This is a genomic window from Kitasatospora sp. NPDC036934 (assembly GCF_055608425.1).
On the sequence record NZ_JBVJQR010000033.1, the window covers coordinates 1 to 22,613 of the forward strand.

A 22,613-nucleotide genomic window follows, 5' to 3' on the forward strand; every position below is an offset into this window, starting at 1 on the left:
GAACCCGGAAGCTAAGCCTCACAGCGCCGATGGTACTGCAGGGGGGACCCTGTGGGAGAGTAGGACGCCGCCGAACAATTCTTCAGAAAAGCCCCTGATCCTTTTGGATCAGGGGCTTTTCGCATTTCCGGGCCAGTCAGATCAACCGAATCAGTCGGATCATCCCGAAAGGGTGGGTGTTGCTCCTACCACCGTCAGGTGGTCCTAGGTCTACCCCGGAATTGGGGTGCCACGGCCAGTGTCCCGAGCGGGTCGTTCGTGAACACTGAAGAGGACGATCGGTACCGGCATCAGGAGCTTGCGTGACGACAGAGACCCGTACGAGCGGCACGTCCGTGCGTGCGCAGACCCAGGAGGCCTTCCGGGCCGGTGGCCAGGGCCTGGGCCGGCTGGCCCAGGTGGTGCTGGCGGCTGTGCCGGGCTTCGTGCTCCCGGTGGGGGCGGCCGTCATCGCGGGGGTGGTGACGGCCCGGTTCCTGCAGTACTACTACCCGGTCTCCCTGGTGGCCCTCGCGGCCGCCGCGGTCGCGGGCTCCGCGGTGGCGGCCGCGTGCGTCCGCCGGACGGCGGACCGCACCCGCCGGTTCCTGGAGCGCTGGTACGACATCCGGCTGCCGGCGGTCTACCAGTCGATGCCTGAGCTGGAGCTGGACGACCGCGGGCACTGGTGGACGGGCTACTCGTACCACCGCTCGCGGGCGGTCGCGAAGTACGCGCAGCTGATCCACTGGGGCCTGCGGGACCGGACCACCCGGGCCGAGATCCTCTGGCTGATCGTGAACCCCGTCCTCGTCGCCGCCCTGGCCGGCGCGGTGGGCCTGTTGCTGGTGCTGGGCGCGGCCTTCGCGCTGGGCGGGGCGGTGCCGACCGTCGGGTTCGGCCCGATCAGCGCGCGGATGACACGCGTCACGCTGAGCCTGCTGGTCGGGGGTGGCATGGTCCTGGTCGGGATACTCCTCGCCCCGTACGCGGTGCGCGGTTACGCGGAGGCCGCCCGCCGGGTGCTGGATCAGGACGGCCGGGCGACGCACGCCCAGCTGACCAGGCGGGTGGCCGTGCTGACCGAGACCCGGGCGGATGCGGTGGGCAGCCAGGCGGCCGAGCTGCGGCGGATCGAGCGTGACCTGCACGACGGCGCCCAGGCGCGGCTGGTCGCGATCGGGATGACGCTGGGCACCATCGAGCACCTGATGGAGACCGACCAGGCGGCCGCGCGGGAGCTGCTGTCCGAGGCGCGGCAGTCCTCGGCGCGGGCGCTGCAGGAGTTGCGAGACCTGGTCCGCGGCATCCACCCGCCGGTGCTCGCCGAGCGCGGACTCGGCGATGCGGTCCGGGCGTTGGCGCTGGACGGCGCGCTGCCGACCGAGGTGTTCGTGAGCCTGCCGGACCGCCTGCCGGCCCCGGTCGAGGCGGCGGTCTACTTCAGCATCAGCGAGCTGCTGGCCAACGCGGCCAAGCACTCGGGGGCCGACCAGGTGTGGGTGGACATCCTGTACCGGGCCGGGATCCTGCGGGTGACGGTGACGGACGACGGTGTGGGCGTGGCGGATCCCTCGCGGGGCACGGGCCTGCGCGGGATCGAGCGACGATTGGGTACCTTCGACGGTGTCCTCGCCATCGACAGCACGTCGGGCGGTCCCACCACCATCACCCTGGAGTTGCCGTGCGAGTTGTCCTCGCCGAGGACCTCTACCTCCTTCGCGAAGGCCTGACCCGGCTGCTGGAAGCACACGGCTTCACCATCGCGGCCGCCGTGGAGACCGGCCCCGAGCTGCTGGAGGCGCTGTTGACCCACCGCCCGGACGTGGCGGTGGTGGACGTCCGACTGCCCCCGACGCTCACCGACGAGGGTCTCCAGGCCGCTCTCCAGGCACGCCGGGAGATCCGCGGCCTGCCGGTGCTGGTGCTCTCCCAGCACGTCCAGCAGTTGTACGCGCGGGAGTTGCTGGCGGACGGCACCGGCGGGGTCGGCTATCTGCTGAAGGACCGGGTGTTCAACGCCGGGCAGTTCATCGACGCGGTCCGCCGGGTGGCGGCCGGTGGTACGGCGATGGACCCGGACGTGATCGCCAAGCTGATGCAGACCACCTCGCGCCGTCCCGGTCCGCTGCTCGGACTGTCCCCGCGCGAGCGTGAGGTGCTGGAACTGATGGCCGAGGGCTGTTCCAACTCGGCGATCGCCGCCCGCCTGGCGGTGAGCGACGGCGCCGTGGCCAAGCACATCGCCAACATCTTCGGCAAGCTCGGGCTGGCCCCCGACGAGGACGCCAACCGCCGGGTGATGGCGGTGCTGGCCTACCTCAACGGCACGGCGGGGCAGAGCCACTGACGGCCCGACCGGCCCGACCGGTCCGGGCGCAGGCACCGGTACGGCCGGTACGGTGACACTCCAGGCTGCGGAAACGCTGAAACACGCGTACGAGTAAACTCCGGTGGGCCGAGCCCGGAGGCCGCTCAGCCGTCCGGCGGCCCGACTGGCGGGAACCGGCAGCCGAGGCGCGTACGGCAGCGCCGACATCCAGGGGTTGATAGACGTAATGGCACGCCCAACGCTCACCAAGGCCCATCGCGGCCTGCTCGGCCTGGTCGCGGCCGGCGCCTGCATCATCTCGGGCATCGGTTTCGCAGGCTCGTACAACGCGGTGCGCGAGCTGGCCCTGGAGAAAGGTTTCGGTGCCTTCTCCTACGCCTTCCCGATCGGCGTCGACGCGGGCATCGTGGTGCTCCTCGCCCTCGACCTGGTGCTGACCTGGCTGCGGATCCCGTTCCCGATGCTGCGCCAGACGGCCTGGCTGCTGACCGTCGCCACCATTGCTTTCAACGCTGCCGCCTCCTGGGGCGACCCGCTCGGCATGGGGATGCACGCAGTCATCCCGGTGCTGTTCGTCGTGGTGGTCGAGGCCTCCCGGCACGCGGTCGGTCGGATCGCGGCGATCACGGCGGACCGTCACATGGAGTCGGTCCGGGTGATGCGCTGGCTGCTCTCCCCGGTGCCGACCTTCCGGCTCTGGCGGCGGATGAAGCTCTGGGAGCTCCGCTCCTACGAGGAGGTCATCCGGCTGGAGCAGAACCGGCTGGTCTACCGGGCGCAGCTGCGCTTCCGCTACGGCCGGGGCTGGCGCCGCTCGGCCCCGATCCAGGCGCTGCTGCCGCTCAAGCTCGCCAAGTTCGGTGTCCCGCTGGACCCGTCGCTGCTGGACCGGCTGGACGAGGAGGCCCGCGAGCGGGAGGCCAAGGAAGCGCTGACGGAGCAGCAGTCCCAGCAACTCGAGGCCCAGCCCCAGCCCCAGCAGAACCACGCGGCCGCGGCCATCGCCGAGGTGGAAGCGGCTCCGGTCCAGGAGCCGCAGCAGCCGCACACGCAGCGGGCCCTGCCGCCGCAGCAGACGCAGACACGCACGCCGATGCAGCCCCAGCCCCAGCCCCAGGCCCAGGCCCTCGCGCCTCATCCGGAGCCGTCCCAGGTCGCGGATCAGCCACAGCCGCAGGCTCCCGCCTCCGCCACGGTCCCGCCGGTGCCCGTCGAGGTGGCCGGGCCGGTGCTGGCGAAGCTGGCCGCAGTGCGCCGACGCGCCGAGAACGAGCCGGAAGCCGAGCCGGAGGAGGCCCCGCAGCAGCGCGGTGAGGAACTGGACGTCTGGGTCGCGCGCCAGGTCCGTTCCGGCGGTCAGCGGCCCGATGCCGCCCCCGTCAACTCCGCGGCACCCGCCACGCCTGGCGGCCGCGCACCCGGCCAGTCCTCGCCCTGGTTCGCCGCTGCGGCCCCGGCCGTCGACGAGTCGACCCCGGAGCTTGCTTCTGCGCCCCAGCCCCAGCACCCCCAGCCGCAGGACCGGCCGGACCAGGGCCGGCAACCGACCCGTGCCGGCCAGCCCGAACCCGCTCCGGCGCCCGCGCACCTCGACGTCGACGTGGCGTACGAGGGCCTGCTCTCGTACATCGACAACCACGGCCACCAGCCCGACGCCCAGCGCCTCGCCGAGTGGCTGACCACGGAGTACGGCGTCACCGGCAAGGGGCCGGAGGGCTCGGTCCACCCCAAGGAGGTAGCCGACCTCTACCCGAAGCTGAACGCGCGCTTCCAAGCCGCCGGGAGGGACTGAGCCCGCGCTGACACCCCGCGTCCACCGCTCGGTCGGCCATTGACGGCCGTCCCCGCCGGAGCTACCGTCACCTCAACAATTTGTTGAAGTGCTGGTTCGGCATGGAGGAGCGCGGATGTCGCAGGTCGAGGTCGACGGAACCGGACCGACGGGCGGGGCCTCCTTCTCCGCCGCCGCCCGCACCGCCGTGGAGGCGCTGCTCGCCCCGGTGGACGCCGACCTGGCGCGCCGCTACCCGGGCGACTCCGGTACCCGGCAGCCGGTCCACACCGTCTACGTTCCGGCCGACGCCTTCCGCGCGGACACCGTACGGGAGTGGGGCCGCCGGGCCCTGGAGGCCTTCGACACCCATGCCGGCACCCCCGCCGAGCTGGCCCGCGCCCTCGGCGTGGCCGACGACGAACTGCTCGCCGACGTGCACGCCCGGGTGCGCGCCAAGCTGGAGCGCGAGCCGGTCGAGGACCTGCGGATCGACTTCGAGGACGGCTACGGCCCCCGCCCGGACGCCGAGGAGGACGCCGCCGCCGTCCGGGCCGCCGAACTGGTCGCCGCCGCGGTGGCCGAGGGCGCCGCACCGCCGTACCTCGGCATCCGGATCAAGTGCATGGAGGAGCCCGTCCGCGCCCGCGGCATCCGCACCCTGGAGCTGTTCCTCGCCACCCTGCTGGCGAACGGCGGGCTGCCGGAGGGACTGGTCCTCACCCTGCCCAAGGTCACCTACGCCGAGCAGGTCACCGCGCTGGTCCGTCTGTTGGAGGACTTCGAGCACCGGGCCGGGCTGCCCGCCGGCCGGATCGGCTTCGAGATCCAGATCGAGACCACCCAGGCGATCCTCGGCCCGGACGGCCGGGCCACCGTCGCCCGGATGATCGAGGCCGCCGAGGGCCGCGCCACCGGCCTGCACTACGGCACCTTCGACTACAGCGCCTCCTGCGGCGTCAGCGCGGCCCACCAGAGCATGGACCACCCCGCCGCCGACCACGCCAAGGCGGTCATGCAGGTGGCCGCGGCCGGCACCGGCGTCCGTCTCTCCGACGGCTCCACCAATGTGATCCCCACCGGCTCCACCGAGCAGGTGCACGCCGCCTGGAAGCTCCACCACGACCTGGTCCGCCGCTCGCTGGCCCGCGCCTACTACCAGGGCTGGGACATGCACCCGGCGCACCTGCCGACCCGCTACGTCGCTGTGTACTCCTTCTACCGGGAGGGCCTGGCGGCCGCCGCCGCCCGGCTGGCCGCCTACGTCGCCAAGGCGGGCGGCGACGTGATGGACGAGCCCGCCACCGCCCGGGCGCTCAGCGGCTACCTGTTGCGTGGCCTGGACTGCGGCGCCGTCGACCCGGCCGAGGTCACCGCGTTGACCGGTCTGGACCGCGCCCAGCTGGACGCCCTGGCCGGCCGCTGAGTCCCCGGCCGCGCGCCAACTAGGCTGGCGGGTGCCGCCCCCGACCACGGGGCGCGCACCGCCAGCCGTCGCCGTTCCCGGGAGAACCACCGCGTCATGTCCGCCACGCCGGAACCGACCGCCAGGCCGTACCTCACCATCCGGCGGGCCGGCAGCCACGAGACCGAGATCAAGAAGTCCCGCTTCATCTGCCACCTCGCCCGGGTCTCCGACGAGGACGAGGCACAGGCGTTCATCGCCGGCGTCCGCAAGCAGTACTGGGACGCCCGGCACAACTGCACTGCCTTCGTGGTCGGCGACGACCAGCGCCGCGAGCGCTCCAGCGACGACGGCGAGCCCGGCGGCACGGCCGGGGTGCCGATGCTGGAGGTGCTGCGCCGGCGCGGCCTCACCGATACCGTCGCGGTGGTGACCAGGTACTTCGGCGGGATCAAGCTCGGCGCGGGCGGTTTGGTGCGGGCGTACGGGAACGCCGTGTCGCAGGCGGTCGACGAGGTCGGCCTGCTGGAGCGGCGGCCGGTCGCGCTGCTCGCGGTGACGGCGGACCACGTGCGCGCCGGGCGGGTGGAGAACGACCTGCGGGCCGCCGGGTACGCGGTGAACGACCTCGCCTACGAGGCGGCCGGGGTGCGGATCGAGGTGGGCGTGCCGGAGCCGGAGGTGGCCGGGTTCCACACCTGGCTGGCCGAGGCGACCGGCGGAACCGCGGTCGCCGTGCCGGCCGGCCGCACCTACGTCGAGGTACCGGTCTGAGCCGTGGGCTCCGTGGGCTCCGCGTGCTCTGCGGGCCGCACCTGTTCCGCAGGCTGTGCCCTCCCCGCCTGGGCGGCGGGTTCCGGCCACCCGTCCGGCCGGATCGCGATCGGCCCGGTCCGGCCTCCGGTGGGGCCTGATCGACCCGCGCTGCCGCGCAACCTGGGTCGCTCCCCGTAACCGAGCGGCCGCGCCACGCGGAAGACGGCTTGAACAGATTCACTCGAACGTAGTGTCGTGGCCCGGAGTTGGAACTTCCGCTCCCGGCCGTGGCGTTTCCTGGGCAAGGATCCGGCGGAACCGGACGAAAACCATCGATGGAGGACAACGGACCCCACCCCGCACCACGGAGGTATGCGCATGACCTCAGATCACTCGCCGTCGCTCGCCGGTGCCGACCTACCCGGCCTCCGAGGCCCCGCGACGCCCTACCGGATGACCGTCACCACTGCCCTCCCGCACGCCGAGGCCGTCGCCCTGGCCGACGAACACCTCGCCTCCTGGCTGAAGCAGGAGGGCTGCGAGGAGCCCCCGCCCGCCCCCGGTGCCACCGCGGGGACGTCCCCCGTCGCCGAGCGCCTGCGCCTGGGCGAGCGCGTCCTGTTGGACCGGGACCACGGACCGCTGCGCGGCGGCCCGGGCGCCGGCCGCTACGACCGCCGTCGCCTGCGCACCCCGGCCCCGCACGGCACCCGACAGCTGACCCTCACCGTCGCCACCGGGGCCGGCGGCCCCACCTGGGTCCGGCTGGAGGCCGAGACCCACCACACCGGCAGCGGTGTGCGCACCCCCTGCCGGGTGCCGGTGCCTGAACTCGCCCGCACCCTGCTGCCGCTGCTCGACGCCGCCGACGGCCCGGCCGCCGTCCACCCCGCTCCCCGGGTGATCACGGCCGACGAGGTGGACGCCCTGATCGACGAGCTGTGCGACCCGGAGCGCCGGCTGCCCACGGTGGTCGCCAGCGTGCCGGTGAACCTCCCGCTCGACCACTGGGTCGAGGAGGTCGTCCGCCCGCTCTGCCGCCAACTCCCCGGCCTCGCCACCGCGTACGTGCTGGACCCGGGCGCCCGCACCGGGTTCAACGTGGCGCTGGAGTACCACGCCGTGTACGGCGGCGCGGTGCGCACCTACCTGCCCGAGGTCGACCCGGCCTCCCGGCAGGACGGCGCCCGACATCCGGTGCTCGCCCGGGGCCGAATAGAACAGGACCTCCGCCGCGCCGCCGGGCTGCTCGCCCGCGAGCCGCGCCGCCTCGCCGCCGACCAGCCGCTGCCGGCGCCGCTGGCCGCCGTCCCGGTGCTGCGCGTCCCGCCCCCGCAACTGCGCCCGGCCGCCGACCTGGTCGGGGAGACGGACACCCGCGGGGAAACCACCGCGAGCACCGTCCCGACCCCCACCTGCCCGACCCTCGCAGTCCCGGCCCCCACCGGCCGGACCGACCCCGCCGCCGAACTGGCCGCGCTCGCCCGCGAGGAGCAGCAGGACCGCGCCGAACAGCAGGCCAGGGCCGACGAACTGGAGCGGGTCCGACGCATCCTCCGCCTCGAACGCCGCGACCGGGGCCAGTCCAGGGACGGTCACGAGGGCCGCCTCCGCACCGGCACCCGCGGCTCCCTGGCCGGCCGTCACTGCAGCGGACCGGGCGGCGCCCCGGCAGCCGGCCGCCCCGCCGCCCAGTCCTCCGGATGCCCCGGCAAGCCCGCGACCTTCACCGAACTCCTCGCCAGGATCGGCGAGTTCCCCCTGCTCTCCTTCACCGGGGACCAGAAGAACGCGCTCGCCCTGGACGGACTCCAGTGCGCCGGAGCCGGCTGGGCCCGGCTGGCCTGGGACGGCCTGACGGCGCTCCAGGAGTACGCGGAGGCAGCCGTGCGCGGCACGGCCGGCGGGGACTTCAAGCAGTGGTGCGAGCACACCCCTGACGGCTGTCACCGCTTCCCGCCGCGCAAGGCGGTGCGCGGGGAGTCCCGGACGGTGTTCAGCCACACCAAGTGGAAGCGCGAACGGATGCTGCCGGTGCCGGAATGCGTCGACGCCTCCCGGCGCGCGTTCATGGGCGCGCACCTGCGGATCGGCGGCGGCCGCACCGCACCCCGGCTGCACTATCTGGACGACTGCTCCGGCAGTGGCCGGATCTACGTCGGCTACATCGGCCTGCACCTCACCAACACCCGGACCAACTGACGGGCTTGGCTGACCGCTGCGCCCGTTCGGTGGACAATGTCCGGCAGGGGCGGGGCCGCGGTCCGGTTTCTCGCCCCGGGCAGGTGCCGGACGAGCATGGGGGAACGACGACCGATGCAGTACTCAGCAGACGGCCAGTCCGACGGCACCGCCACCGTCCAGTTCCCCCAACCGGGCTTCCTCGCCTCGGTCTTCCGCGACCTCGGCTCCGACCAGGGCCCGGAGTCGGACGATGCCTCGGGCGGGGCCGCCCCCGAGCGCCCCGGCCCGGGGGCGACCGGGGACGGCCCGGCCGCCCCCGCCGGATCGCCGGCCTCCGGCTCCGCCGACCCGGGCCCCGCCGGTCCCGACCCCGACGAGGCCCTCGCGGCCCATGCCAGGGCCGCCGCCCTCACCCACCACCGCACGCTCACCGTCCAGGCCGAGCACGACCGGCTGGCCGACCTGCTGCGGCGGGCCGCGCTGCCCGTCTCGGCGATGGACTTCGAGAGCCAGCTGCGCCACTACGAGCCCCGCCCCTACCCGGCCGACGGCCCGGACGCCGCCGACGGTGCCGAGCCCCGCTGGGAGGACTTCGCCCCCGCCGAGCCGGCCGCCGCCGACCCGGAGAGCGGCCCGTCCCGCCGGTTGCTGGACTCCGGCTACCAGCGCGAACTCGCCCGGGCCCGGCTCACCCACCAGCGCACCCTGCGCGAGTGGCGCACCCGCCGGGCCGAAGCCGGCAGCCCGGCCGCCGGGGAGTCACGGCGCGCCCACGAGGCGGCAGAGGAGGCCCGGGCCCGCGCCGTGCGCGAGTACAACGAGAGCCTGGAGGAATGCCGGCGCGCCTACCGGCTGGCCGAGCCGGCCGCCGTGGAGTCGCTGCTGGAACGGGCACTGGCCGCCGCCGAGACCGCGACCCAGGACCTGCCGGCCCCCTGTCGGGCGGTCTTCCGCCCGCTCACCCGCACCGTCGTGCTGGACCTCGACCTGCCCCCGCTCGACCTGGTGCCCTCGCTCACCGGCTACCGGCTCGCCCCCGACGGCGACATCGTCCCGGTGCCGCGGCCGCCTGCGGACCGGGCCGCCGACTACCTGCGGCTGGTCGCCCGGCTCGCCCTGCGCTCCCTGCAGGCCGCCGACGCCGTGGACACCGACGAGATACTCGCCGGCGTCGTCCTCAACGGCTGGCTGCGCGAGCCCGGCGCGGCCGAGCCGCTCTGCCTGCTCAGCGTGGACGCCGACCGCGACGCGCTGGCCCGCACCCGGCTGCTGCCGCCGGAGACCCCGTACGAGGACCGCGACGACGAGGGCGTCTACGCCGACGCCGAGCGGGACGAGGCCCTGGTCCGGCTGCGCCAGCTCGGGGCCGCCGTCACCCCGGACCCGTACGCCCGGGCCGTCGTCCAGCCGACCGCCCGGGCCGGTGCCGCCGTCCCGGCCACGTCCGACCTGTCCGCCAACGAGTTCGCCCAGCTGGTGCGCGACCTGCTCACCCGGGGCGGGCTCGCCGAGTGGAGCGTGCGGCTGCGCGGTCCGGCCGGGCTGGTGGCCACCGGTGAGGGTGCCCCGGGCAGCGCGCTGCCCGGCCGCTGGGTGGTCTGGGCCTCCCGGGACACCGCGTCGGTCACCGCGGAGCAGATCGAGACCCTGGCCGAGGCGGTCCGCGAGGAGTCCGCCGAGCGCGGCCTGCGGCTGACCACCGGCGGCTTCGCCGACGAGGCCCTGGACCTCACCGCCGAGGAGAGCCACCGGCACATCCACCTGATCGACGGCGACGGCGTCCGCGAACTCGCCCGCACCCACCTCGGCCTGCCGCTCGCCGCCGGTCACTGATCGGCCCGGCCCGCCCCACCCGGCCCGCGCCGATCCGCCCCGGCCTGCCTCGATCCGCCTCGACGGGAGTTCACCCCGGCGGCCCACCCGGCGGGCGCCCCTCCAAGTCCGGACCAAGGCTGAGGGGACCGGGCCGAAGGGACCGCAGCCGAGGAACGGCCCGGTCAGCGGTACCCCCGGGCGATCACCGTCGAACGGACGTCCGGTACGGTCGGCGGTCGGCCCGGCCACGGGCGGACCCCAGGGGGAGAGGAATGGGCAGAGCGCTCGGCAGACCACACGTCGTCCCCGGCCACCCGGCGGACCCGGCGGGCCCGACCGGACCGGCAGGCCCGGCCGACCCGACGGCGGAGGGGGCCCGATGACCGCTGTCCTGGTCGCCGCCGGGGCGTTCCTGATGACGCTGATCGGCGGCTTCGTCGCCCAGCGCACCGGCGACCGTCGCCACCTGGTGCTGGGCTTCGCCGCCGGACTGATGCTCGGCGTGGTCGCCTTCGACCTGCTGCCCGAGGCCATCCACCAGGCACCCGGCGAGGTGCACGGCGTGCCCCAGGCGCTGCTGATGTTCGCGGGCGGCTTCCTCACCATCCACGTGATCGAGCGCGCCGTCGCCATCCACCGCAGCCACGAGGGCGAGTACGCCGCGCACACCCACGGCCACCAGCACGGCCACGCCCACCGCTCCGGACACCAGGGCGTCGGCATGACCGCCGCGCTGGCCCTGGTCGGGCACAGCGTGATGGACGGCTTCGCGATCGGCGCCGCCTTCCAGGCCGGCACCACGGTCGGCACCGTGGTGGCCATCGCGGTGGTCGCCCACGACTTCGCCGACGGCTTCAACACGTACACGATCACCCGGCTGTACGGGAACAACCGGCGCCGGGCGCTGACCCTGCTCGCCGCCGACGCGCTGGCCCCGGTCTCCGGCGCCGCGATCACCCTGGCCTTCACCATCCCGGAGCACCTGCTCGGCCTCTACCTGGGTTTCTTCTCCGGATTCCTGCTCTACCTGGCGACCTCGGACATCCTGCCCGAGGCGCACAGCCCGCACCCCTCGCGCAGCACCCTGCTGTGCACGGTGGCCGGGGTCGGCTTCATGTGGCTGGTCATCGGCTTCGCCAGCTAGGCCCCGTCCGGTCGAGCTCGCCGGGCCCGGATCGGCCGGACAGGGACCTGGGCCATGTCCGGCGGGTGCCCGGGGAGCGAGCGCCAGCAGTTCCGCATCGCCGCCAGAGCCTCGGTGATCGCCGGCCGGCGGGAGGCCTGGGAGCGCCAGAGCGCGAACACCCGCCGACTCGGCTGCGAGGCGACCGGACGGGCCGCCACCCCGGCCGGGAGCGGGCCCCGGCCGAGCCGGGGCACAACGGCCATCCCCAGTCCGGCCGCCACCAGGGCGATCTGGGTCTCGAAGTCGCCGACCTGGTACCGAACGTCGGGCTCCTCACCGGCCTCGCGAAGGGTGGTGACCAGCCAGTCGTGGCAGATGTTGCCCGGCGGCACGCTGATCCAGCGCTGCCCGCACAGCCGTTCCACCGGCACCGCGTCCAGCGCCGCCAGTTCGTCCCCGGCGGGCAGCACCAGGTCCACCGGGTCCGTCCCGAGGTCCAGCCGGGCGACGCCCTCCTGCACCGGCAGCGGCACCGTCGGCCAGTCCTGCACCAGCGCCAGGTCCACCTCGCCGCGCGCCACCAGCTCCGCCGCCGGGTACGGGTCGCTCTCCAGCAGCCGTACGTCCAGCTCCGGGCAGCGCTGCCGCAGTTCGGCCAGCACTCCGGGCATCAGCCCGCGCGCCCCGGTCGCGAAGGAGGCCACCAGAAGCCGTCCGACCGCCCGGCCGCGCTGCTCCTCCAGCCGCACCTCGGCCTGCTCCACCAGTCCCAGGACGGTCCGCGCGGTGGCGGCCAGTTCCCGCGCCGCGTCGGTCAGCACCACGCCCCGGCCCTGGCGCTCCAGCAACACCGTGCGGGTCTCCCGTTCCAGCTTGGCGATCTGCTGGGAGACCGCCGAGGGCGTGAACCCGAGCGCGGCCGCCGCCCCGCCGACCGAGCCGTGCACCGCCACCGCGTGCAGCGCCCGCAGGCGCCCGAGATCCATCATGTAGCAACCCTAAAGTGTCCGATTCAGCAATCATCGCTGGTGCTACACGTTTCCGCGCCGCCATGCTCGACCCATGACCGCCACACCCGCCGCTCCGGCCGGCTCGACCATGCGCCCGCGCCACATCGCCCTGGCCGTCCTGGTGGCCGCCGTCTGGGGCCTCAACTTCGTCCTGATCCACATCGGCCTGGACAGCTTCCCTCCGCTGCTCTTCTGCGCCCTGCGGTTCGCCGTGGTCGCCGTGCCGGCGGTCTTCTTCGTCGGCCCGCCCAAGGTCGCCTGGCGCTGGGTCCTGGCGGTCGGTCTGGTCCTCGGGGTGGTCAAGTTCGGGCTGCTGTTCCTCGGCATGCACGCCGGGATGCCGGCCGGCCTCTCCTCCCTGGTGCTCCAGGGCCAGGCCGGCTTCACCGCGCTGTTCGCCGCCGTCCTGCTGCGCGAGCGCCCGGGCCGGCGGCGGCTGCTCGGTCTGGCGCTGGCATTCGCGGGCATCGCCCTGAGCGCCGTGGACCAGGGCCTGGGCGCGCCGTTCGAGGCCTTCGTCCTGGTGGTGCTGGCGGCCGTCGCCTGGGGCCTGTCCAACGTGCTCACCCGCAGGGCCGCGCCGCCGGACGCCCTGCGCTGGATGGTCTGGGTCAGCGCCGTCCCGCCGCTGCCGCTGCTGGCCCTGTCCCTGCTGGTCGAGGGCCCGGACGCGGACCTGCGCGCGCTGCGCGGGATGACCCTGGGCGGGCTCGGCGTGATCGGCTACGTCGGGCTGCTCTCCACCCTGTTCGGCTTCGTCGCCTGGAGCTACCTGCTGCGCGGCTACGACGCCACCGCCGTGGCGCCCTACTCGCTGCTGGTGCCGGTCTTCGGGATGTCCTCGGCCTGGCTTCTGCTCGGCGAGCGGGTCACCCCGACGGCGGCCGCGGCGGCCCTGCTGGTGGTCGCCGGGATCGGGATCACCGCGCTGCGCCCGGGGGCGCCGTCCGTGCCGGCGGCCCGGCTGCCAGGAAACGGGCCTCGGCCGCGCGCAGCACTCGCAGCAGCACCTCCTCGTCCCCGGGGCTGACCTCGCCGAAGTAGTCCTGCGCCACCTCGTCCCGGACCTGTCCGATCCGCTCCACCGCCGCGCGCCCGGCCTCGGTCAGCAGGATCCGGACGGCCCGCCGGTCCGCCGGGTCGGGGCGGCGCTCGACAAGCCCGGCGTCCTCCAGCGCGTCGACCACCGTGGTGGCCGAGCGCGGGGCGATGTGCAGCTGGTCGGCGAGGTCGCTCAGCCGCATCGCGCGGTCCGGCGTCCCGCAGCCGGGCACGTGGGCGAGCGTGCGCAGGGCCCGGGCCTGGCCGGGGGTGATGCCGTACGGCTCCAGCCGCCAGCTGGTCTGCCGACGGATCCGCTTGATCGCCCTGGTCATCGCGTCCGCGAGTTCGGCGGTGGTGCCGGGGGCATCGGGCCGGGGCCCGGGGGAGGAGTCCGCCGGATCGTCGGTCGGCGTGGTGGTCATCGGCGGTCTCCTCGGCTGGCGTCGGCCCCAGCGTATCGGCCGGTTCCGGGCGGGCGGCCGACTGGGGGAAGTGATCGGAGAAATATGTTGAGCTTAACTCAGTATCTGCGTTACGGTACCGGCGAGTGAGGGCACCCTAAGTCCCCTCCCCGCCCTTGGAGCACCCATGCCCGTTTCCACCGCCCGCGTCGCCACCGACCGCCCCGCCCGCTACGCCAAGCAGCTCGCCGCCCACATGAGCCGCCGGATCGAGACCTCCTTCTCCCCGGAGACCGGCCGCGGCACCCTGGTCTTCCGCGCCGGGACCGCCACCCTGGAGGCCCAGCCGGACGCGCTGCTGCTCACCGTCGAGGGCGAGCGCGAGGACCTGCCCACCCTGGAGGACGTCGTCGGCCGCCACCTCGTCCGCTTCGGCGCCCGCGACGAGCTGGTCGTCGAGTGGCACCGCGACAACGGCGAGGCCGGCCTCGTCCACCGCAACGAGGATGACGCCCCGGAGGAGGGCGCCACCGAGGAAGGTGCCACCGAGGAAGGTGCCACGGGCGAGGGCACCACCGGGGCCTGAGGCCCTCAGCCGCCGGGCTGGGGCAACCACCGGTCCAGCGCCCACAGCACCAGGGTGGCCAGGCACCAGCTGGCCATCACGTCCAGCACCCAGTGGTAATCGCTCCACACCAGTCCCGCGCCCACCCCGAGCGCCAGCGCCACCGCGCCCGCGGTCAGCCCCCGGGCCGTCCACCGCCCCGCCGCCCGCGCCAGCAGCAGCGCCGCCACGCCGTACGAGAACGTCGCGGTCGCGGTGTGCCCGGACGGGTACCAGCCCCACTGCCCCGGTACCAGCGGATCCCCGAGCGGGCCCGGCCGCGCGAACGCCGCCTTCGCCGGGACCACCAGCAGCGGGATCAGTGCCGCGGTCGCCGCGGCCACCGGCAACGGCAGCCACCAGCGCGCCGCCCCCGCCCGGCGCCACCACCAGGCGGCCAGTCCGCCGGCCGCCAGCAGCACCAGCACGGCCGGGACCCCGCCGCCCAGGTCCGACAGCAGCCGGCCCAGCTGGTCCAGCAGGGCGCTCGGATGGTCCCGGTGGGACGACCGGACGGCCGCGCGGACCGAGCGGTCCAGACCGAGCAGCGGCCCGTCCACCGCCACCTGCCAGGACACCGCCAGCAGCACCACGGCCGCCACCACCGGCACCGCCACCGACCGGGCCACCCGGCCCAGGACGGCGGACAGCCGCCCCGGAGCAGGGGGGAGAGCTCCGGGGCGGCTCTGATGATCGCCGTTCCGTGCGCCCCGGGGGGTGTGGGTCGGACGGTCGGTCGATCGGCCTTCGGTGTGTGCCGTCCCCTCCGGGATGGCCTGGTTGTCCTCGCGGCGCCCTCGCGGACCCACCCCTCGGGGAGGCTCCGCGGACGGCTCCGCCAATGGCTGAGGCTCGCTGTCCATCTGCGATGACACTACGTCAACCACCCTTCCGCACCGAGCGCCTCCAGCGATTCCGCACATCATCTTCACCCCGCCCGGGACCGTCTGCGGACGCCGCCTCCGACGCCGCCTCCGGACGTCCGGACGGCCGTGCGAACCGGCCCCGGCGGGCCCCGGCCAAACCGAACGGCCCGTGCGGACCAGAGGTCCCCACGGGCCGTTCAGCGCTGTCCGGACATCCCTCCGGAGGGGGTTCACGACCTGGTGGACGACACCGCTCAGACGGCGGCGAACGCGGCCTCCAGGATGTCCAGGCCCTCGTTCAGCAGGTGCTCCGGCATGACCAGCGGCGGCAGGAAGCGCAGCACGTTGCCGTAGGTGCCGGCGGTCAGCACGACCAGGCCCTCGGCGTGGCACGCCTTGGCGATCGCCGCGGTGACCTCCGCGTTCGCCTCCTTGCCGCCCGGCTTCACCAGCTCGACGGCGACCATCGCGCCGCGGCCGCGGACCTCACCGATGATGTCGAATTTCTCCTGCATCGAGCGCAGCCGGCCCAGCATGATCTCGCCGATCCGCTGCGCCTTGCCGACGAGGTCCTGCTCCTTCATGGTCTCGATGGCGCCCAGCGCGGCGGCGCACGCCACCGGGTTGCCGCCGTAGGTGCCGCCCAGGCCACCCGCGTGCGCGGCGTCCATGATCTCGGCGCGACCGGTCACCGCGGCCAGCGGCAGACCGCCGGCGATTCCCTTGGCGGTGGTGATCAGGTCAGGGACGATGCCCTCGTCCTCACACGCGAACCACTGGCCGGTGCGGCAGAAACCGGTCTGGATCTCGTCGGCGACGAACACGATCCCGTTCGCCTTCGCGTACTCCACGATGGCCGGCAGGAAGCCCTTGGCCGGCTCGATGAAGCCGCCCTCGCCCTGGATCGGCTCGATGATGATCGCGGCGACGTTCTCCGCGCCGATCTGCTTGTTGATGATGTCGATCGCCTGCGCGGCGGCCTCGGCGGCGCAGTTCTCCGCGCCCGTCAGCCAGCGGTACGGGTAGGCGACCGGCACTCGGTGGATCTCCGGCGCGAACGGACCGAAGCCCTGCTTGTACGGCATGTTCTTCGCCGTCAGGCCCATGGTCAGGTTGGTGCGGCCGTGGTAGCCGTGGTCGAACACCACGACGGCGGTGCGCTTGGTGTAGGCGCGGGCGATCTTCACCGCGTTCTCGACCGCCTCGGCGCCCGAGTTGAACAGCGCCGTGCGCTTCTCGTGGTCACCCGGGGTCAGCTCGTTCAGCTGCTCGGCGACGGCCACGTAACCCTCGTACGGGGTCACCATGAAACAGGTGTGGGTGAAGGCGGCCAGCTGCTCGCTCGCCTTGGCCACCACGGCCTCGGCGCTGTTGCCGACGTTCGTCACGGCGATGCCGGAACCGAAGTCGATCAGCGAGTTGCCGTCCACGTCCTCCAGCACGCCGCCGTTGGCACGGGTGATGTACACCGGCAGGGTGGTGCCGACACCGGCCGCCACCGCACCCAGCTTGCGGGCCTGCAGCTCCTGCGACTTCGGACCCGGGATCGCGGTGACCAGACGGCGCTCCTGCGGGAGCGGCGTTACGGCGCTCATGGGGTATCTCCAGACTTCTCGGCTCGGTGCTTCGCAGGCTACGGCCGCCCTCCCCGACCGGGCATGCGCCACTCGGTAGCACTGCGCCGTCCGACTTGTCCGGCACGGCCAGCACGGGCGCCACGACTACCCGCAGACCCCACTCCACTACCCTGAGCGCGGGCGTGTCGCCGGTACGGCGGCATGGGTATGGCGGCACCGACGGCGGTCGGGCCGGGCGGGCGAGGGAGCGGGGCCGTACATGGCACAGGACGGGTCACACCACCACGTCGAACACAGCACCACCAGACCCCCCAACCCCCTGCCCCACCAACGGCCCGCAACGGCACCCGGCGGGGCCTTCGACCTCGCCGCCTGGGCCACTGCCCCGCGCCCCGAAGCCGAACCGGGCGTCTACCGGCTCGGCTACCGCCGCATCGACCCGGAACGCGCGGAGGCGGCCCGGGTGCCGACCTGGCCGCTGCTGCTGCGGGCGGGGCTCAACGTGGTGGTGGGGTGGCTGGCCTTCGTGTACGGGGTCGAGCTGGCCAAGGACGGGACCACGATCATCGGCGTCCTCCCGTCGCAGTCGGCCTTCGTCGCCCTCTCCGTGGTGCTGACCCTCAACGTCCTGGTTCTCGCCGTGGTTATCAAGGTCTTCGGCCGCATGGGCCGCTGGCCCGAGGTCTGGCGCCGCTACGTCGCCCCGCTGCTGTCGCGGACGGTGACCCAGGAGGAGCCGGCCGAGGAGGCCGGGCCGGCGGCGGAGGCGGCCCGCGGGCTGGGTCCGTGGGACGGGTTGCGTCGGGGCGGGGCGGTCGAGGCGGCGGCGCGGCTGGACGGGGAGGCGGTCGGCGACGTCGACTACGTGCGGATCCAGCGGGCCTGGGAGTCCGCGCAGGCGGATCCGGTGTTCCTGCCCGCCTTCACCGAGCAGGTGGCCGCCCGGGGCGCGGCGGCCTTCGCCCATCCCTCCGAGGCCCGTGAGCTGCCGGGGCGGGTGCGGCGGCACGATCTCCTGCTCGGCCAGGTCTGCCTTGGTGTGGCGCAGGACGTGCCGAAGAACCCGTTGAGCCACCGGGCGGCGGACTTCGCGTTGGACCCGGCGGTGCTGGGCACGTCGCTGCTGGCGGTCGGCCCGGCCGGGACGGGGAAGACGGCACGGCTGGCCCGGCCGGTGGCGGAGGCGCTGTGCCTGCAGGCGCTGGCCGGGACCGCGTGCGCGGTGGTGGTCGGGGCTTCGGACGCCGACCTCGGGCCGGACGCCTGGTACGACGTGGTGATCGCGCCCGGCGACCCGGCCTCGGTGTACGGGCTGGACCTCTACGGTGCGGCGCAGGACCCGGACGAGGCCGCGGCCCGGCTGGCCGACGCGCTGCTGCCGGACGAGCTGACCGCGCGGGCGGAGAACGCGCGGACCGCGCTGCAGCAGGTGGTCGGTCCGTTCCACGCCGCGTACGGCCGCTACCCGGGGGTGCGCGAGCTGCGGGCGCTGCTGGGCGGTGATCCGGACGCGCTGGCGGCGCTGGTGAAGGCGTTGGGCGTGGCGGGCCGGCTGGCCGCGTACGAGCGGGACCTGGACCACCGGGAGCGGCAGCGCGGCCGGGCGGACGATCCGGGGTCGCTGTTGGCGGACCGGCTGGGGCTGCTGGAGCGGCCCGCCTTCGAGGGGGCGTTCGCGACGGACGGGACGGGCCGTCCGCCGTTCGCGATGCGGGTGCTGGACCATCCGCTGCGGGTGCGGGTGAAGCTGCCGGAGCGCAGTCACCCGGAGGCCGCCCGGATGCTGTCCCGGCTGGTGGTGGGGCAGTTCGTGCAGGCGGCCGGGGCGCGTGCGGACCGTTCGCTGTTCGCGGGCCTTGTGGTGGACGACGCCTCGGCCGCGCTGGACGCCGGCTCCGTCCGGGGCCTGCAGCGGATGCGCGGGGCGAACGCGGGTGCGGTGCTGCTGCTGCGCACCCTGGTGGACCTGCCGGAGGCGCTGCGGGCGCCGCTGTTCGGCGCGGTGGGCTGCCGGGTGGCCTTCCCCGGGATCGCGCCCTGGGACGGCCGGCTGTTCTCGGAGGCCTGGGGGACTCACCTGGTGCAGGAGACCGCGGTGACCCACACCCCCGACACCTCTGGCGGGGTGATGCGGCGGGCCGGGCGGCTGGGGCGGAAGGCCTTGTCGGGGACGACGGCGCAGACGGAGTCGGTGACGACGCGGGACGTGGAGCGGTTGCGGTGGTCGCCGTCGGATCTGGCGCACGCGCTGCCGGCCGGACACGCGGTGGTGTCGTTGACGGCGGTGTCGGGGGAGCAGGTGCCGCCGTTGCTGGTGGACCTGCGGGGGTGAGCCGGGGCGGGCCCGGAAGTCGCCTTCGAGGTGGATTCGGCCGTGCCGGTTGTCCGGGGCGTCCATAATGAAGGGGAGAGACCCTCACCAGTCCCACTGCCCTCTCCTCGCCCGGCCGCAACGGCGCGGTCAGGTCGACCCCCCCTTCGAAGGTGCCATGCCCCCCACACTCGCCTCCGTCGTCCGCAACAGTTCGCTCCACTTGACGGTGCTCGCCGGTGCGGACCACCTGGAGCGGCCGGTCCGCTGGGTGCACACCAGTGAGCTGGACGACCCCACGCCGTTCCTGGAGGGTGGCGAGCTGCTGCTCACCACCGGTATCAAGCTGGGCCGTACGGCGGCGCAGCTGCAGGCATACGTGCACCGGCTGGCCGATGCCGGGGTGGTCGGGCTGGGGCTGGGGGTGGGGCTGTCGCACACCGAGGTGCCGCAGCCGCTGGTGGACGCGGCGCAGCAGCGGGGGCTGCCGTTGCTGCGGGTGCCGGAGCCGACGCCGTTCATCGCGATCAGCAAGGTGGTGTCGGCGGCGCTGGCCGCGGAGCAGTACGAGGCGGTGACGACCAGTTTCGAGGCGCAGGAGGAGCTGACCCGGGCGGCGCTGGGCAAGGACGGCACGACGGCCGTGGTGCGTCGGCTGGCGGCCCGGCTGGGGGGTTGGGCGGCGCTGTACGACGGGTCGGGTGCGCTGTCGGTGGTGGCGCCGGACTGGGCGGCGCGGCGCGCGGGGCGGCTGGCGGCGGAGGTGGACCGGCTGCGACGGCGGCCGGCGCCGTCGAGTGCCGCCCTGCAGGGGCGGTCGCCGGGGATAGACACGGCGGACGAGGACTACGTGGTGGTCCAGTCGCTGGGGGCGGACCGGCGGGCCCGGGGTTTCCTGGCGGTCGGCACCGAGGACCGGATCACGCCGACCGAGCGGTACGTGCTGAACGCGGCGGTGGCGCTGCTGACCCTCACCCTGGAGCGCTCGCGCGAGCTGCGGCAGGCCGAGGAGCGGATGGGCGCGGCGCTGCTGCGGATGGTGCTGGCGGGTGAGGTGGCGACGGCCCGGCAGGTGGCGGTGGGGCTGTTCGGCGGGATGCCGGAGGGGACGATACGGGTCCTGGTGGCCGGGGCCGGGCCGAACGCGGATGCCGCGGAGGCGCTGGTGGAGCTGGGGGACCGGGCCGAGCAGGCGGGTGCCCGGGTGGGCGAGAAGCTGCTGGTGGCGCGGGAGGAGGGCACGCACGGGCCGCGGCTGATGGTGCTGGCGCCGGACAACGGCGCGGTGCACCGGGCCTGTCTGGGCGTGGTGGAGGAGCACGAGGGCCTGTCGCTGGGCGTGTCGGCGCCGGCCGCGCTGGAGGAGGCCGGTACGGCGTACGCCCAGGCGGAGCGGGCGTTGGCGGTGGCGCTGCGCGGTGGCCGCCGCTCGGTGGACCACGAGGAGGTCGGCGCGGGGTCGCTGCTGCCGCTGCTCGGGGAGGAAGCGGTGACGGCGTTCGCGGAGGGGCTGCTGCGGCCGTTGCGCGAGCACGACCGGACGGCCCGCGGTGACCTGGTGGCCTCGTTGCGGGCGTGGTTGTCCCGGCACGGGCAGTGGGACGCGGCGGCGGCGGACCTCGGGGTGCACCGGCACACGCTGCGCTACCGGATGCGCCGGGTCGAGGAGCTGCTGGGCCGGTCGCTGGACGACACGGACGTGCGGATGGAGCTGTGGCTGGCGCTGCGCTCGGGTGAGGAGTAGGCGCCCGGCTGGACGGGGTGGAGTGGCTCCGGGCCGGAACACTCCTGGTCGGCCAATCCGGTCGGCCCGCCGTCGCACCTACCCTCGGGTTCGGGTCCCACGCCCGTGGGCCGTACGACGACGAGGAGAGGGCCGGTACCACGGTGACCACCACGTACGATTTCTGGCTCGCCGGCCGCCGGGCGAGCGGCGACGCCGCCTTCGAGGTGCACAACAGCTGGGACGGCCGTCTGGTCGGCAAGGTCAGCGTTCCGACCGAGGCGCAGGTCGAGGAGGCGCTGGACGCCGCCGTGGCCGCGCTGCCGGTGTTCGCCGCCACCCCGGCGCACCGGCGGGCCGCCGCCCTGGACCACGTGGCCAGGCGGCTGGCGGAGCGCACCGAGGAGCTCGCCCAGCTGATCACCGCCGAGAACGGCAAGCCGATCAAGTGGGCCCGCGGTGAGGTCGGCCGCGCGGTGTCGGTCTTCCGCTGGGCCGCCGAGGAGGCGCGCCGCACCAACGGCGAGACGATGCGGCTGGACACCGACCCGGGTGGCGTGGGCCGTTTCGCGGTGGTGCGCCGCTTCCCGCGCGGTGTGGTGCTGGGGATCGCCCCGTTCAACTTCCCGCTGAACCTGGTCGCCCACAAGGTCGCCCCGGCGATCGCGGTCGGCGCCCCGATCATCCTCAAGCCGGCTCCGGCGACCCCGCTGTCGGCGATGGTGCTGGGCGAGATCCTGGCCGAGACGGACCTGCCGGCCGGCTCCTGGTCGATCCTGACCGTGCCGAACGACCGGATGCCGGCCCTGGTGCAGGACGCCCGGGTGCCGGTGATCTCCTTCACCGGTTCGGACAAGGTCGGCTACCAGATCATGGACTCGGTGCCGCGCAAGCACACCACCCTGGAGCTGGGCGGCAACGCCGCGGCCGTGGTGCTCGCCGACTGGTCCTCGGAGGCCGACCTGGACTGGGCGGCGACCCGGATCGCGATGTTCGCCAACTACCAGGGCGGCCAGTCCTGCATCTCGGTGCAGCGGGTGATCGCCGACGCGTCGGTGTACGACGCGCTGGTGGAGAAGGTCGTGGCCAAGGTCGGGGCGCAGGTCACCGGTGACCCGAACGACGACGCGACGGACGTCGGCCCGCTGGTCGACGAGAACGCCGCGAAGCGGGTGGAGTCCTGGGTGGACGACGCGGTCGCCAAGGGCGCCAAGGTGCTCGCCGGCGGGACCCGCGAGGGCGCGACCTACGCGCCGACCGTGCTGGCCGAGCTGCCCGCCGACGCGATCCTCGCCAAGGCCGAGGTGTTCGGTCCGGTGCTGTCGCTGCACCGGGTGGAGGGCGTGGACGAGGCCTTCGCGGCCGTCAACGACTCGCCGTTCGGCCTGCAGGCGGGCGTGTTCACCCACGACCTGCAGACCGCCTTCCGGGCCCACCGGGAGCTGGAGGTCGGCGGTGTGATCATCGGCGACGCGCCGTCCTACCGGGCCGACCAGATGCCGTACGGCGGCGTCAAGGACTCGGGGGTCGGCCGTGAGGGCGTCAAGTACGCGATGGACGACTACACCGTCGAGAAGGTCATGGTCCTGACCGGTCTCGACCTCTGAAACCGCTGAGATCTCAGAGTGTCCGATCGCCGGAGGGCCCGGTCCGCCACGGACGCTGTGGGCGGGTGTGACTGATCGGCTGCGCTGAGTGACGCCGGTCTC

At 74.4% G+C, this 22,613-nt stretch carries 17 protein-coding genes and 1 rRNA gene; 14 read left to right on the forward strand and 4 right to left on the reverse strand.

Going from position 1 to position 22,613, the window contains the following annotated elements; all coding sequences use genetic code 11:
* The 9 genes from rrf to ACZ7BZ_RS33165 all read left to right on the forward strand — a co-directional run.
* Nucleotides 1–76 (forward strand): 5S ribosomal RNA (rrf, locus tag ACZ7BZ_RS33125); the annotation flags it as partial.
* Nucleotides 77–302: 226 nt separating this feature from the next.
* The gene (locus ACZ7BZ_RS33130) at nucleotides 303–1,712 is read left to right on the forward strand and encodes a sensor histidine kinase (protein WP_470361584.1); all 1,410 of its coding nucleotides are present in this window, start codon (nucleotides 303–305) and stop codon (nucleotides 1,710–1,712) included.
* A complete protein-coding gene (locus ACZ7BZ_RS33135; protein WP_470361585.1) occupies nucleotides 1,664–2,329 on the forward strand; it encodes a response regulator transcription factor in 666 nt (221 codons plus the stop codon). Before ACZ7BZ_RS33130 ends, ACZ7BZ_RS33135 begins: the two co-directional genes overlap by 49 nt.
* A 208-nt stretch (nucleotides 2,330–2,537) precedes the next feature.
* Nucleotides 2,538–4,103: a DUF2637 domain-containing protein gene (locus ACZ7BZ_RS33140; protein WP_470361586.1), complete on the forward strand. Its 1,566-nt coding sequence runs from the start codon at nucleotides 2,538–2,540 to the stop codon at nucleotides 4,101–4,103.
* 115 nt (nucleotides 4,104–4,218) lie between these two features.
* Nucleotides 4,219–5,508: a DUF6986 family protein gene (locus ACZ7BZ_RS33145; protein ID WP_470361587.1), complete on the forward strand. Its 1,290-nt coding sequence runs from the start codon at nucleotides 4,219–4,221 to the stop codon at nucleotides 5,506–5,508.
* Between the two features lie 96 nt (nucleotides 5,509–5,604).
* Nucleotides 5,605–6,261, forward strand: coding sequence for a YigZ family protein (locus ACZ7BZ_RS33150; RefSeq protein ID WP_470361588.1), 657 nt, complete (start codon nucleotides 5,605–5,607; stop codon nucleotides 6,259–6,261).
* Between the two features lie 360 nt (nucleotides 6,262–6,621).
* Nucleotides 6,622–8,445 carry a hypothetical protein gene (locus ACZ7BZ_RS33155; RefSeq protein WP_470361589.1) on the forward strand — a complete coding sequence of 608 codons (1,824 nt, stop codon included), beginning with the start codon at nucleotides 6,622–6,624 and terminating at the stop codon, nucleotides 8,443–8,445.
* A 114-nt stretch (nucleotides 8,446–8,559) separates the two neighbouring features.
* On the forward strand, nucleotides 8,560–10,260 hold the full coding sequence (locus tag ACZ7BZ_RS33160) for a restriction endonuclease (RefSeq protein ID WP_470361590.1): 1,701 nt from the start codon (nucleotides 8,560–8,562) through the stop codon (nucleotides 10,258–10,260).
* 361 nt (nucleotides 10,261–10,621) lie between these two features.
* Nucleotides 10,622–11,386, forward strand: coding sequence for a ZIP family metal transporter (locus ACZ7BZ_RS33165; RefSeq protein ID WP_470361591.1), 765 nt, complete (start codon nucleotides 10,622–10,624; stop codon nucleotides 11,384–11,386).
* Here the strand turns inward: ACZ7BZ_RS33165 and ACZ7BZ_RS33170 are convergent.
* Entirely contained in the window at nucleotides 11,383–12,357 is a 975-nt protein-coding gene (locus ACZ7BZ_RS33170; RefSeq protein ID WP_380461470.1) for a LysR family transcriptional regulator, read from the reverse strand. The two genes, ACZ7BZ_RS33165 and ACZ7BZ_RS33170, sit on opposite strands and share 4 nt — an antisense overlap.
* A 109-nt stretch (nucleotides 12,358–12,466) precedes the next feature.
* On the opposite strand from ACZ7BZ_RS33170, the gene ACZ7BZ_RS33175 reads away from it, so the two are divergent.
* A complete protein-coding gene (locus tag ACZ7BZ_RS33175; protein ID WP_470361619.1) occupies nucleotides 12,467–13,408 on the forward strand; it encodes an EamA family transporter in 942 nt (313 codons plus the stop codon).
* Here ACZ7BZ_RS33175 and ACZ7BZ_RS33180 read toward each other — a convergent pair.
* On the reverse strand, nucleotides 13,299–13,844 hold the full coding sequence (locus ACZ7BZ_RS33180; protein ID WP_470361592.1) for a MarR family winged helix-turn-helix transcriptional regulator: 546 nt from the start codon (nucleotides 13,842–13,844) through the stop codon (nucleotides 13,299–13,301). The genes ACZ7BZ_RS33175 and ACZ7BZ_RS33180 overlap by 110 nt on opposite strands.
* 166 nt (nucleotides 13,845–14,010) lie before the next feature.
* On the opposite strand from ACZ7BZ_RS33180, the gene ACZ7BZ_RS33185 reads away from it, so the two are divergent.
* Complete coding sequence (locus tag ACZ7BZ_RS33185) at nucleotides 14,011–14,409, forward strand: DUF2218 domain-containing protein (protein ID WP_470361593.1); 399 nt, start codon at nucleotides 14,011–14,013, stop codon at nucleotides 14,407–14,409.
* 5 nt (nucleotides 14,410–14,414) lie between these two features.
* Here the strand turns inward: ACZ7BZ_RS33185 and ACZ7BZ_RS33190 are convergent, their stop codons facing one another.
* A complete protein-coding gene (locus ACZ7BZ_RS33190) occupies nucleotides 14,415–15,056 on the reverse strand; it encodes a phosphatase PAP2 family protein (protein WP_470361594.1) in 642 nt (213 codons plus the stop codon).
* Nucleotides 15,057–15,547: 491 nt separating this feature from the next.
* Entirely contained in the window at nucleotides 15,548–16,888 is a 1,341-nt protein-coding gene (gabT, locus tag ACZ7BZ_RS33195; RefSeq protein ID WP_380461474.1) for a 4-aminobutyrate--2-oxoglutarate transaminase, read from the reverse strand.
* 241 nt (nucleotides 16,889–17,129) lie between these two features.
* Between gabT and ACZ7BZ_RS33200 the strand changes: the two genes are divergently transcribed.
* From ACZ7BZ_RS33200 to ACZ7BZ_RS33210, 3 genes are all read left to right on the forward strand, one after another.
* Nucleotides 17,130–19,202 (forward strand): type IV secretory system conjugative DNA transfer family protein, encoded by a 2,073-nt coding sequence (locus ACZ7BZ_RS33200; protein WP_470361595.1) that lies wholly within the window; start codon nucleotides 17,130–17,132, stop codon nucleotides 19,200–19,202.
* A 157-nt stretch (nucleotides 19,203–19,359) separates the two neighbouring features.
* Entirely contained in the window at nucleotides 19,360–20,925 is a 1,566-nt protein-coding gene (locus ACZ7BZ_RS33205; RefSeq protein ID WP_470361596.1) for a PucR family transcriptional regulator, read from the forward strand.
* A 143-nt stretch (nucleotides 20,926–21,068) separates the two neighbouring features.
* Nucleotides 21,069–22,511: an aldehyde dehydrogenase family protein gene (locus ACZ7BZ_RS33210; RefSeq protein WP_470361597.1), complete on the forward strand. Its 1,443-nt coding sequence runs from the start codon at nucleotides 21,069–21,071 to the stop codon at nucleotides 22,509–22,511.
* Nucleotides 22,512–22,613 lie beyond the last annotated feature (102 nt).